This is a genomic window from Streptomyces sp. NPDC031265, assembly GCF_055570295.1.
On sequence record NZ_JBVIHM010000046.1, the window covers coordinates 1 to 10,785 of the forward strand.

Here is a 10,785-nt window from a genome sequence, read left to right on the forward strand (position 1 = left end):
CTCGGCATCCTCGCCCCCCGCGCCTGGCCCCCGCGCTCCACCACAGCGGCCCATCCACTCAGCACGGCCTGACGGGCACGGGCGGGCCCGCCACTGTGGCACGCGCGTTCAGGAGGCGGTCGCGTTGCGCCACACCGTGAGGTCCACGCCGACGAACTGGCTCGGTGACTCCTTGGGGGCGAAGCCGCGTACGGTGACCAGGCCGTAGTGCCCGGAGCCGGTCTTCACGCAGATCCGGGACCCCTTGCCTAGCTTGTCCTTCGTGATAGACGTGGTGTACCGGGTGTTGGCGCGGCAGCCGGCCAGTGAACCCGGCTCGCCGGAGTCCAGCAGCGCCATGGTGTTCTTGGACTGGTTGGTGGCGAGGGCGTCACCGTTGACCATGTCCTCCGCGTAGCCGAAGTCCCCTTCGTAGAACACGTCCAGCTTCTGCGGCTGGGGCGGCTCGTCGGCGAAGTTCACGGAGTAACCGATGGGAATACTGATGTTGTTGTACACGGCTGCCTTCGGTGCCGCCGGGGCCTTGCTGTTTCCGCTGCCGGCGCCCGCTCCCGAAGCCGCGCCGCCGGGCTGCGACGACGAGCTGTCCTTCTTGCCGCTCTTCTTGTTGTCCTGACCGCCGTCCGAGTCGCTGCCGGTGATCTGCCCCACCATGTACGCGCCGCCGCCGATGAGCGCGGCGGCGACCGCTCCCGCGACGACGAGTGCGGCACGGTTCCGCTTGCGGGGCGGCTGCGGCGGCACCGCCCCCGCCGGATGACCCGCGACGGTCCCCGCCACGGGAGGACGCACCGACTGCGGCTGTACGGGGTGCGGATACGCGGGCTGGGTCGGCGCGTACACGGGCGGTGGCGTGTGCGGCGCGGCCTGCGTCGGGAGGTGCGCCGGCGGTGCGGCCGTGGCCGCCTGCGTCGGCGGGTGTGCCGGCTGCGGCGGGGTCGGGGCGGCCGCCTGGGTGAGATCGGCCGCGTACGAGGAGGGCAGCCAGCCGTCCGGGCGGCGCAGCGCCGGGTCCTGGGACGCCCGGCCGCACATCTCGATGATGCGGGCAGGGGACGGCCGGTGCGCCGGGTTCCCGATCGGGAGGCATCTCCAGGTCGCTTCCGGGTTCTCTGCCCGCTACGGCGCCTCACACCCGCAGGACCTGGTGCGCCGGGCGGCTGAGCTCGGCATGGACGCGCTCGCGCTGACTGATCGGGACAGCCTCACCGGCGCGGTGCGGCACGCGAAGGCGTACATGAAGGTCGGGGTACGTCCGACCTTCGGAGTGGATCTCGCAGGCCCCGGCGTTCGACACCGCCAGGGCTCCTCGGCGCCCGCGCACTCCAGTCCGCGGTGGTGGGCACGTGGAGGAGCCGCGCTTGAGAATGACGGGCATGCCTGCAGGCACAACTACCGCCCGGCGACGCATCCACAGGCCCGCCGCCAGTACGTCAACCTCCACCGAGCTGGTGCAACACGCGCGGGCCACCCAGCTGCTGACCCGGCTGTCGATCGACCAGAGCGCCGCCGCCGAGCTGCGCCCGCACGCCGTCGAACCGTGACTGATGCGGCACTTCCGCGGCACGGCCGACACCACGGAGTACGAGCAGGCCCACCTTGCGCGCCAGGGCGCGCGGAGCCGACTGCTGGCTGCCGCAGGCACCGGCGCCGCGACCGCGGCGACCTTCGGGGTGCTCGGCCTGCCGCTGCGGACCGGGGAGACGGCCCTGTCCGTGGCCGGCACCGCCGTCCCCGCCATCCGCTCCGACTGGGCCTCGCTACGCCGGTGCGCCCTGGAGAACTCCGACATGCACCAGGAGAGCTTGTTCGTCAGCGACTTCAAACAGCTGTGCACAGAGGCAGATCTGCGCACGATTCCGACGGACGGCGTTGACCTGCCCAAGACGTCGCGGAGATCCGGTTCGCGAGCGTCTCGTTCACCCACCGCGCCCAGTCCCTTGGCTCAGCCGGCGGCGAGCACCCGGGCATCGCCGGGAAACGATGCCCCGCCAGTCAGGGCGTTATCGCGCCGCCGGGTCACCGTGCCCCTGTCGGCGCGGCCCTTCCCTGATCGGGCAATCGATTCGCGGCGGCCGGTGAGCCGCATCCAGGTCGGCGCGGGTCGTTGACCCCGCCCGGGTCAGCCGCCGGCCGTGTCCGCGGGCTCCGGAAACCGGACGCTGCGCGAACGCGTCCTGAGCCTCGATAGGCTCGGTCGCTGTACTGCACGGACACGGGGAGAAGGCATGAGCCAGGCGCTCTATACGGAACGGTCGTGGAACCCGCTGGCGCGCACCGTTGAGCTGACGGAGGAAGACCTGCGTCGCGGCGGCAAGGTCACGCCACTGAGCGAGCTGAACCTGCCGGCCATGGCCGAGGCGTTCCAGCGCGGCCACTGGCTCGGCGGCGGCGGCACGGAACGTCCGCTGGACCGGCTGGCCGCAGGCAGCGGCGTCATCCCGGTCACTCGCGTCACCGGCACCGCCACTCCCGTGAAAGTACGCCAGGCAGCCGAGTTCGCCCAGAAGCTCGGAGAACTGGCGGTACGACACTGTGGCGGGTCCGCGCAGCTGAACGCCCTGGCCGAGCGGGCACGGGCGCAGGGCGTGCCGCTGTGGATGGCCCGACGGTACGCCCACGGACCCGTCGGCCAGGTAGGCGTGGCGGTGGACCGCCGACTGGTACGCGTGGACGTGTGGGGGCCGGGCGCTCCCCCCGTACGGATACGGGCACCGCACGGCTTCCTGAACAGCGCCGCTGACCAGGCGCAGGGGCTTCGGATGACCGTCGGGGACGTACCGGCCGCCCTCGTCCTGAAGAAGAAGCTGCGCAAGTCCAAGAGCTACGCACGGGCACGGCTGCCCCAGGGCCTCTGGGAGCTGCGACGGGCAGACCACACGAGCTCCTGGTTGCTGCGCGACGAGCAGCGGGTCGCCCTGATACATCGACCGCCGCGCCGCCCCGACCTCGACCCCGAAACGGTGCTGCTGCCCCTGGCGCCCGTGCACTACGAGAGCCCGGACCCGCTGGACGCCGTCATGGCCCAGGCCTTCGCGGTCACCTTTGGCCTGGGCGACACCACGGGCACGGCCCGCTTCCGGCTCCAGCGTCCGCACACCAGCGCCGGCGAGCCGGTCGCCACCGACGACTCCTGGGACCGCCCCTGGTTCAGCAACCTCGGCAGCGGCGGCGACGACAACGAACCAGGCGGCTCGGACGGCTGGGGCTCCGACGGGGGAGACGGGGGCGGCGGCGATGGAGGCGGGGGAGACAGCGGCGGTGGAGACGGCGGTGGCGGGGACGGCGGTGGCGGGGACTAGCGGTGGTTTGTTGGACCGGGCGGTAGAGGTCCTGAGGTCTGCCGGTGGCGACAGCGGTGATCAGGGCTTGGAGTTCGGCGGGTGGGGTGCGCATCGATCAGATGGACGCGAAGAATCGGTGGCGGTCGCGGCAGTCCCCTTGCTCTACCGCACCAGTTGACGTCCCTATCGCAGAGGGTGGAGGGCAAGTCAAACCAGCGTTGGATGCGGTGAGCGACAGGTCTGCCCATCTTCGTGTGTGACCGCACAACCACAACCCGATTGGTCACCGTTGTTCTGGCTGAACGCCTTGTTGCCCTGGGCGCCGGAGATGGCGGAGCCGTCCACCTTCATCCAGTACTTGTCCTTGAGCGGACCCTCGGGCTGCGGCTTCACGCGGTAGTAGTAGGCGCCGCCCACGAACCGCATGGTGGTGGTCGCGCCCGGACTCAGCGCACCGAAGTCCTTGGCGTCCATGCTCACGTCGAAGGCCGTACCGCGCGTCCCCCACGCGTAGGTGCCGGTGCTGCTCTTCGCCGCGGTGTCGCCCTTGAGCTTCACGGCCATGGCACTGCCAGCGCTGCTCGCCCTCGTGCTGCCGGTGGGCTTCCCGCTGGCAGCGGCCGACTGGCCCATGCTTACGCCGCGTACCAAACGGATCGCACGCCAGATACACGGACGCGCAGGCTTCACCCTGCTTCGCCACCGCACCCTCCACGGATGGCAACACGCTGCGTCACCAGCGAACGCGCGCCAGGGCCGTTGATCGGACACTCCCTTTCGGGGGTCAGCCGACGATGCGGAACCGCAGCTTGAACAAGGTGAGCGCATCGAGCCCGAGCCCTTCGGTGAGGAAGTCACCGAAGCTTCCGTAGTCGGCCACCACCTGCGCCCTGAACGCCCCCAGGTAGCTGCTGCGCACCTGAAGCAAAGGGTCAAGCAGGGTCGGGTCTTGCATGAACCCCGCGGCCTTGAGCTGACTCTTCAGCGCAGCGTCCGATGCCGCACGGAGTTGATTGCTCAGGAGGTAGTCACCCTCGGACGTGGAGGCCGGCACGCCGACCGCGCGCAGGATCGTGTCCGCGAGGATTCCCGTGCGGTCCTTGCCGGCCGAGCAGTGGAACATCGAGGGCTCGTTCGAGTTCGCCACGGTGCGGATCGCTGCCCCGAGCGCGGCCCGGTTCGCCGGGTTGGTAACGAAAGCACGGTAAAGCGCTTCCATCCTCACTTCGGCCTTTCCTCCGCCGAGCTGCTGCTGCTGGTACACGGGGTCCTTGCTGCGCACCACCATGCCGATGAACGCGAACAACGACGTGTCGTCGACCGGCTGGGCGATCAAGGTCACGCCGGCCGGAAGCCGGTCAGCTCCGTCAGCCTGCATCTCGGGCCCGGTACGCAGGTCGATCACGCTGCCCAGCCCCAGGTTAGCCAGCGCGCTCACGCCCTCGGGCGGCAGCTTCGACAGGGTCTCCGAGCGGTACAGCACATCCCAGCGGGTGGTCTTGCCGTCGTACGTGCGGTAGCCCCCGATGTCCCGGGCGTTGACCGTGCCCGGTAGCGCCAGCACCCGCGGGGCCGTAACCGTGCTGTAGGCGGGGCGGGCATGGTTCGCAGCCGGGGATGCCTGCGCCGTACCGGATGCCAGGGGCATCACCAGGGCCAGGGCGAGCACAGACGTGCTGATGGCGCGTCTTATCGGTGCCACGAGGGGGCTCCTTCCATGGGGGGAAGCCGGGAACGTAGCGCGTGGATCTTGTGCCTGGAAGGCGCACGCAGGAAACAACAGCCCCACCCCATACCGTGACCACCCGTCAGTTGGCAGCGGCGCCAGATGCCGACTGAGGACCCAAACACGCTCGACCGACGGACGACAACCAGCTCGGCGAGTGCCGCACCAGCGTCCGGCCAGCACGACGCCACGTGGAACTGCCGGGTCAGATCCACCAACTCCGGGCCGTGCCCGGCACGGACGGCATGGGCGCCGACCGCCGAGCCACCGAGCCCGGGCACGGCCCCGGCAGCCACCACGGCCCGGACGCCGCCGCCCCGCCTCTGCCCCTCCTGCCCGCGCCCGGCTGATCACCCCTGGAGCGGTGGGTTCTGGAGGGGGCCGCGCGGAGAGCTCCACGTCCCGCCCCCGACAGCAGCCAGTCAGCTGCACTTGACGGATCCGAACTGCCCTCCTCTTGGGTCGAACTGCTGCACTGCCGAGATGGCGTCAGAGGCACCACCGTCGTGGTTTGTGGACGTCTGGTATGGCGGCAAGCCGCGCACCCGCAGGCTGCGGGTCTGCTCCCCGTACAGGCCTACCAGCAGGCGGTAGCCGACCGCGGCCCGTACCGTCGGCCGTGCCCGTCTGACAGGCGACGGGAGAAGGACGGCCCCGTGTTCCCTCGCACGTTGCACGGGCCCGCCCGCAGGGGCGTCCGGTCGGTCGCAGCTACGCGGTGCGGCTCAAGTCCGGCGGCCCCAGCCACCAGTTCCGGCTCGCCAAAACCGTCGCCCGCTACGGACGCGTCGACCTTCTCTGCATCGGCCTATGGCGCGCACCGACCATGCCGACAGTCCCCTGGCGAGGGCTGCTTCCTCGCCAGTCGTGCTCCCGTTTGAGAATTCGAGGCGGAAGGGGGATCCGTTCGCGAGCGGCGTCCACCCTCGTGCGAGAGCGATCCGTATGGCCTGCGCGACATCAGCTGGAATGACGGCTTTGTCGGCAGGACGAACCAGTTTCCGGGGTGGGGGCGATCGGTTTGGACTACGAGAGTGGTTCCCGGGGTTGTCGCGTCCTCGACCGCGAACGTCAGCAGAGTCCAGCCGTTGCCCTGGCAGTGGGTCGGCTTGTGGCGGACGCGCCAGCGGTAGGTGACGCCGTCTACGACGATGCGCCTGGACTCCTTCTTGACGAGCGCCACCATCTGCTCCTTCCACTGCCCGCACTGCAGACCCGAAATTCGCGGCTTGCCCTCCTCGGCGACAAGCAGCTACTTGAACTACCGGAGTGGTCCGCGCTCGTCGATGAACACGGTGGGCGCGGACAAGAACCCATCGGCATCCACAGGGCCGTATGCGATGTTGAACGTGTCCAGCCAGTACGTCCAGTCCCGGATCCCCAGGGCGCTACTGAAGCGGTAGTTGAGCTGCCAGCGGACCCATTGACCAGGGACGAGCCGGACAGCCGCAGGCTGGCGCTGCCGGGGCGGCAGGGCGAACAGGGGCTGCACTCGGGGGAACACCCTCAACCGACCATCGGCTCACGGAGCTGGACATCGAGCTTGCCCAGGTCTTCCCGGTTGTCATACGGCTCGAAGCCTTCGCGCTCATGCATACGGACTACGTGCGCGAAGGCAGCCTGATCGTCCGGGAGAGCGAAGCCGACGGGAGCTGCATTTCTTCGAGCCGCGGCCTCCCCCCTCCCCCCTCGGGACTCTTTCGTCCAGGTCGTCCGGATCCACTGGACGGTGATCTCCACAGCCTTTGCCCCTGCCACCTTGCCGAGGAGCCCGCCCTATGTCCGCACGGCTCCCTGCCAGCACGAGCGCCCGCACAGCGGATGCTCGGCTTTGAACGGAATACGACACCGCATTCGTAGGCATGGCCGCGCACCGGCGCCTTCGAAGCCGAGGCCCTCAGACCGATCGGTTCTTGACTTCGCGTGTGACTCCGTAGATTGCGAGTCCGACCTCTGCTTTGCGAGCAACTGAGACCGGAGAGTCGGCGGCTCGGGCACAATCAGGAGCCGTGCCTACCCCTCCCGATCCCTCAGTCCTGTACCCCGACGTCGCGGCCCACGGCAGCCTCGCCACAGCCCTACGGGCCGAGGCGGAGGGCGGCCTGGAAGCCGTCGCCGTCACGTCACCAGACTTCGCTCCGCTGCTCCACGCGATCGTCGAAGGGACGCCGCCGCACCGCGAGCCGCTGCAGATCAGCGCCTGGTCGCACCAACGGCAGTGGTCGATCCGCGGTACGGAGTCGTTTCAGGGTGTGGCCCTCATCGACGGCGAGACGGACGACCTGGCCGAGGTCGCTCGGGCCGTCCGGGCGTGGTGCGACGGGGCGGCCCTGGGGGACATCCGACAGGCGGCGCCCTTCGTGCACCTGACCGGCCGGTTCGAAGTCCCCGACAACGATCCCGCGCGCTCGACGGAATCCGAATGGCAGGGCATGCGTCGGGAGGCGGCCGAACTGGAGTACGCCTGGCAGGCGACGTACCAAAACCTCATCGAGGCAGCGCACGCCGAGCCGGCACTACGTGCCCTCTACCCGTTCACGAGCCACTGGGCACTGCGCTTCTCGACCACCACCCGCCCAGACCTTACCGTCGTCGGACCATGCCTGAGCGCGAACAGCGACGGCACGTACGGGGTGGGCACGGGCTTCATCGACGATGACCTTGGCCAATTCGCCACAGCGCAGGAAGCCGTGGCAGTGGCAGTGCGCCGGCTGCCGTCCGGCCTCGGCCCAACCACGCTCGGCGAATGATCCCGCCCGGCAAGCGGCTCGCTCGACCGGGGTTGGGGACGCTCTGCCAGGGCTTGACTTCTCATTGGGAAGCCCCTCCGGACTGACGCTGGTGTCCTGCGCCGCGGAAGTTCCGCCGATGAGTTTCCGGCGGTTGTACGGTCTACCCGTCGACGAAGGGAGCACACCATGCGCAAGATCATCGTTTGCACGTTCCTGACGCTCGACGGCGTCATGCAGGCGCCGGGCGGTCCGGACGAGGACGCTGAGAGCGGCTTCAAGCACGGCGGCTGGCAGAAACCGGTGGCCGACGACGAGGTCGGCACGGCCATCGCCGGTTGGTACGAGCACTCCGACGCGATGCTGCTCGGCCGCAAGACGTACGAGATCTTCGCGTCGTACTGGCCAACCGCCGATCCCGACAACCCGTTCACCGATCGGATGAACAGCATGCACAAGTACGTGGCGTCTCGGACCCTGACGTCCGTCGAGTGGCAGAACTCCACGCTGCTGGAGGGCGACGTCGTCGATGCCGTGCGCAAGCTCAAGGCATCCGACGGCGGCAACATCAACGTCGTCGGCAGCGGCGACCTCGCCCAGACCCTCATGCAGCACGGCCTCGTCGACGAGTACCGGCTGACCATCCACCCGGTCATCATCGGCACCGGCAAGCGGCTGTTCGCCGACGGAACGATCCCCACCGCGCTGGAGCCGGTCAGCGTCTCGACGACGAAGGGCGGCACCATCGTCGGCGTCTACCGGTCAAACGGTAAGCCCAGCTACGACAGCTACTAGCGTCATGGGCCGCGGAGGTTCCGCCGATGGCTACCGGCGGAACCTCCGCGGGGCAGAACAAGTGCTCCACGTCGCCCGTGATGGCGGCCACCAGCGCGCTCCGGATCACCCCCAGCCGCTGGGAGACAGGCTCGAACACCCCCTCCTCCCGCGCCGCCTTCAGCAGGCGGGCCTCCCACTCCTTCGCCCGCGAGCGCCGAAGCCGCGCCTCCACCCAGGCGCGGTCACACCCCCACCGCTCCTGCTCCGCGGCAACCTCCGCCTCGCTCGGCACCCCCCGCTCCCGCCTCCAGGCGGCGACCATCCGCTCCGCCCGCCACAGCGGCAACAGCTCGGACTCGATCTCGGCGTGCAGACGGGCATGCACCGATAACTCCTGGACCAACCACACCTCCCGTCGCTCCTCCAACGGCGGCAGACCAGCCGGTACAGGCGGCTCCCCCACCAACCGGTTCACCACCTCGCGACCGTGATCAACCCCGGCACCGCTGCCCGCCCCTCGCCTGCCCGGACAGGCCACGGGTCACATGCTCCGCGGTGGTCTTCCCGCCGCGGCTGCGGCTCCCGCAGCACCTGCCGGTGCGGGGGCCTACGAATTCGGTTCCGGGTACTTCTGCGTCTACAGCGGGCTGGAACCGCACCGGGCAAGGGTGTCAGTGGTTCGGAGGCGACAAAGCCAACACTGCAGACGACTGCGGCTTCATCCAGAGGGGACAGAACGTGCGCTCGGTAGACAACCGATCGAACTACCGGGTGCAGTACTACACGGGCACCAACCACAACCCCCGCACCCGCGTCGGGTCCACACTCCCCCTCACACGCGGCGACCTGCAGGGCAGTTACCAAATTCGCTCCATGAAGCCCCAGTAGCCCCAGTAGCCCCAGTAGCCCCAGTAGCCGCGGCAACCGTGCCAAGTAGTGCGGTGGAGCGCTGTTTTCTCGGCGGTGAGATCGGTGATGCGGAAAACGCGTTCACGGCCGGTCCCCAGCGGCCGGCACGTGGTGCTCACGGGGTGGAGTCTTCCCCAGGGCTCGGGGCTCAGCACGCCCCGGGCCCGGAGATCGTCGACGTCGGGGAGGTGGGCCTGGTCCAGGGGGCCGGTGTCCAGATCGGCCCGGGTGGCGTGCACGCGGCGGCGGGGCTCGGCGGGCGGCACCGGCGGCTGCGGTGTCTGCGGGCCGGTGCCGAGGGGACGACGGGTGGAGGCCACGGCGGGAGCATTCCACCTGGGCTTTTGCCTGCTAATTCGAACACACGGTCTAATACCGCCATGGCGACGTTTCCCTTCCCCCGTGATCTCGTGACAGCCCAGGTGGCGTGGTACGACGCGTACCGGCGGCTGACCGATCCCGCTCCGGGCGGGACCGCGGCCGCCCGGCGGAGCCTCCAGCGGCTGTCCGTCCTGATCGCCGCCCATCCGTACTGGGGCCCGGACGGTCCCTCGCCCGCGGCCCGGATGGCCCTGCGCGAGCAGGCGCGGCGGGAAGCGCGGCCGTGACCGGACGGGACAACGGACGGGACAACGGACGGCCGTTGATGGGCTTAATTGGTTTGCCGCAGGCCGACCCGGTCCGATAGGAAGCTCGCATGCTTCGAGGCAACAAGATCGGGCTGCGGGCCCGGCACGAGGAGGACATCCCGATCCTGCGGGCCGAGCTCTACGACGACGTGGCCAACGCCTCGCGGGCCGAGTCCGGGCCGTGGCGGCCGGTCACGCCCGGCTCGAAGGACCCGCGGCTCGTGGTGGACGACAGCCAGCACGGAAGCGTCCCGTTCTCCGTGGTGGAGCTGGACGGCGGCACGCTGGTCGGCACCGCGACCCTGTGGGGCATCGACACCCACAACCGGTCGGCGCACATCGGCCTGGGCCTGCTGCCGTCCTCCCGCGGCAAGGGCTACGGCACCGACGTGGTCGCGGCGCTGTGCCACTACGGTTTCGTCGTGCGCGGCCTGCACCGGCTGCAGATCGAGACGCTGGCGGACAACACCGCGATGCTGCGCTCCGCCGAGCGCAACGGCTTCGTCCGTGAGGGCGTGCTGCGCTCCTCGGCCTGGGTGTTGGGCGAGTTCCTGGACGAGGTGCTGCTCGGCCTGCTCGCCCAGGACTGGAAGGCGGAGTCGAGGGCTTAGGCTGCTGCCCACGACTACAGGGCCAGGGGGGGGGGGGGGGGGGGGGGGGGGGGGGGGGGGGGTCCCTTGGCTCCGCCTCGGTGGCGGGGGAGGGAGGGGGGGAGCGTAGGCTACTCTTCG

12 protein-coding genes and 3 pseudogenes are annotated in these 10,785 nt (G+C 69.9%); 10 read left to right on the plus strand and 5 right to left on the minus strand.

What is annotated here, in order from left to right:
• Nucleotides 1-108: 108 nt before the first annotated feature.
• Complete coding sequence (locus ACZ499_RS37755; protein WP_468681426.1) at nucleotides 109-1,035, minus strand: hypothetical protein; 927 nt, start codon at nucleotides 1,033-1,035, stop codon at nucleotides 109-111.
• A gap of 7 nt (nucleotides 1,036-1,042) precedes the next feature.
• On the opposite strand from ACZ499_RS37755, the pseudogene ACZ499_RS37760 reads away from it, so the two are divergent.
• The 3 genes and pseudogenes from ACZ499_RS37760 to ACZ499_RS37770 all read left to right on the plus strand — a co-directional run.
• Nucleotides 1,043-1,418, plus strand: a pseudogene (locus tag ACZ499_RS37760) (PHP domain-containing protein); the annotation flags it as partial.
• Between the two features lie 129 nt (nucleotides 1,419-1,547).
• Complete coding sequence (locus ACZ499_RS37765) at nucleotides 1,548-2,111, plus strand: hypothetical protein (RefSeq protein ID WP_468681427.1); 564 nt, start codon at nucleotides 1,548-1,550, stop codon at nucleotides 2,109-2,111.
• A gap of 117 nt (nucleotides 2,112-2,228) precedes the next feature.
• Nucleotides 2,229-3,302 (plus strand): hypothetical protein, encoded by a 1,074-nt coding sequence (locus tag ACZ499_RS37770; protein WP_468681429.1) that lies wholly within the window; start codon nucleotides 2,229-2,231, stop codon nucleotides 3,300-3,302.
• Between the two features lie 189 nt (nucleotides 3,303-3,491).
• Here the strand turns inward: ACZ499_RS37770 and ACZ499_RS37775 are convergent, their stop codons facing one another.
• Both ACZ499_RS37775 and ACZ499_RS37780 read right to left on the minus strand, forming a co-directional pair.
• Nucleotides 3,492-3,848 (minus strand): hypothetical protein, encoded by a 357-nt coding sequence (locus ACZ499_RS37775; protein ID WP_468681430.1) that lies wholly within the window; start codon nucleotides 3,846-3,848, stop codon nucleotides 3,492-3,494.
• Nucleotides 3,849-4,068: 220 nt separating this feature from the next.
• Nucleotides 4,069-4,986 (minus strand): tyrosine-protein phosphatase, encoded by a 918-nt coding sequence (locus tag ACZ499_RS37780; RefSeq protein ID WP_468681432.1) that lies wholly within the window; start codon nucleotides 4,984-4,986, stop codon nucleotides 4,069-4,071.
• A gap of 215 nt (nucleotides 4,987-5,201) precedes the next feature.
• On the opposite strand from ACZ499_RS37780, the gene ACZ499_RS37785 reads away from it, so the two are divergent.
• Complete coding sequence (locus ACZ499_RS37785) at nucleotides 5,202-5,360, plus strand: hypothetical protein (protein ID WP_468681434.1); 159 nt, start codon at nucleotides 5,202-5,204, stop codon at nucleotides 5,358-5,360.
• Nucleotides 5,361-6,271: 911 nt separating this feature from the next.
• Here the strand turns inward: ACZ499_RS37785 and ACZ499_RS37790 are convergent.
• Nucleotides 6,272-6,750: pseudogene (locus ACZ499_RS37790) on the minus strand (hypothetical protein).
• Nucleotides 6,751-7,019: 269 nt separating this feature from the next.
• Between ACZ499_RS37790 and ACZ499_RS37795 the strand changes: the two are divergent.
• From ACZ499_RS37795 to ACZ499_RS37810, 4 genes and pseudogenes are all read left to right on the plus strand, one after another.
• Entirely contained in the window at nucleotides 7,020-7,760 is a 741-nt protein-coding gene (locus ACZ499_RS37795; protein ID WP_468681436.1) for a DUF6193 family natural product biosynthesis protein, read from the plus strand.
• Nucleotides 7,761-7,928: 168 nt separating this feature from the next.
• A complete protein-coding gene (locus ACZ499_RS37800; protein WP_468681437.1) occupies nucleotides 7,929-8,534 on the plus strand; it encodes a dihydrofolate reductase family protein in 606 nt (201 codons plus the stop codon).
• Between the two features lie 26 nt (nucleotides 8,535-8,560).
• A complete protein-coding gene (locus tag ACZ499_RS37805) occupies nucleotides 8,561-9,007 on the plus strand; it encodes a hypothetical protein (RefSeq protein WP_468681439.1) in 447 nt (148 codons plus the stop codon).
• A 54-nt stretch (nucleotides 9,008-9,061) separates the two neighbouring features.
• Nucleotides 9,062-9,404: pseudogene (locus ACZ499_RS37810) on the plus strand (peptidase inhibitor family I36 protein).
• Here the strand turns inward: ACZ499_RS37810 and ACZ499_RS37815 are convergent.
• Nucleotides 9,374-9,745, minus strand: a complete 372-nt coding sequence (locus ACZ499_RS37815; RefSeq protein ID WP_468681442.1) for a hypothetical protein — start codon at nucleotides 9,743-9,745, stop codon at nucleotides 9,374-9,376. The pseudogene ACZ499_RS37810 and the gene ACZ499_RS37815 overlap by 31 nt on opposite strands.
• Nucleotides 9,746-9,805: 60 nt before the next feature.
• Between ACZ499_RS37815 and ACZ499_RS37820 the strand changes: the two genes are divergently transcribed.
• Both ACZ499_RS37820 and ACZ499_RS37825 read left to right on the plus strand, forming a co-directional pair.
• A complete protein-coding gene (locus tag ACZ499_RS37820) occupies nucleotides 9,806-10,033 on the plus strand; it encodes a hypothetical protein (RefSeq protein ID WP_468401833.1) in 228 nt (75 codons plus the stop codon).
• Nucleotides 10,034-10,122: 89 nt separating this feature from the next.
• Nucleotides 10,123-10,665, plus strand: a complete 543-nt coding sequence (locus ACZ499_RS37825) for a GNAT family N-acetyltransferase (RefSeq protein WP_468681444.1) — start codon at nucleotides 10,123-10,125, stop codon at nucleotides 10,663-10,665.
• The last annotated feature ends 120 nt before the right edge of the window (nucleotides 10,666-10,785 follow it).

Coding starts and splice junctions, on each gene's coding strand:
- ACZ499_RS37755 (WP_468681426.1), bottom strand. CDS start 1,035: ATGTGCGGCCGGGCGTCCCAGGACCCGGCGCTGCGCCGCCCGGACGGC.
- ACZ499_RS37765 (WP_468681427.1), top strand. CDS start 1,548: ATGCGGCACTTCCGCGGCACGGCCGACACCACGGAGTACGAGCAGGCC.
- ACZ499_RS37770 (WP_468681429.1), top strand. CDS start 2,229: ATGAGCCAGGCGCTCTATACGGAACGGTCGTGGAACCCGCTGGCGCGC.
- ACZ499_RS37775 (WP_468681430.1), bottom strand. CDS start 3,848: ATGGCCGTGAAGCTCAAGGGCGACACCGCGGCGAAGAGCAGCACCGGC.
- ACZ499_RS37800 (WP_468681437.1), top strand. CDS start 7,929: ATGCGCAAGATCATCGTTTGCACGTTCCTGACGCTCGACGGCGTCATG.
- ACZ499_RS37805 (WP_468681439.1), top strand. CDS start 8,561: ATGGCTACCGGCGGAACCTCCGCGGGGCAGAACAAGTGCTCCACGTCG.
- ACZ499_RS37820 (WP_468401833.1), top strand. CDS start 9,806: ATGGCGACGTTTCCCTTCCCCCGTGATCTCGTGACAGCCCAGGTGGCG.
- ACZ499_RS37825 (WP_468681444.1), top strand. CDS start 10,123: ATGCTTCGAGGCAACAAGATCGGGCTGCGGGCCCGGCACGAGGAGGAC.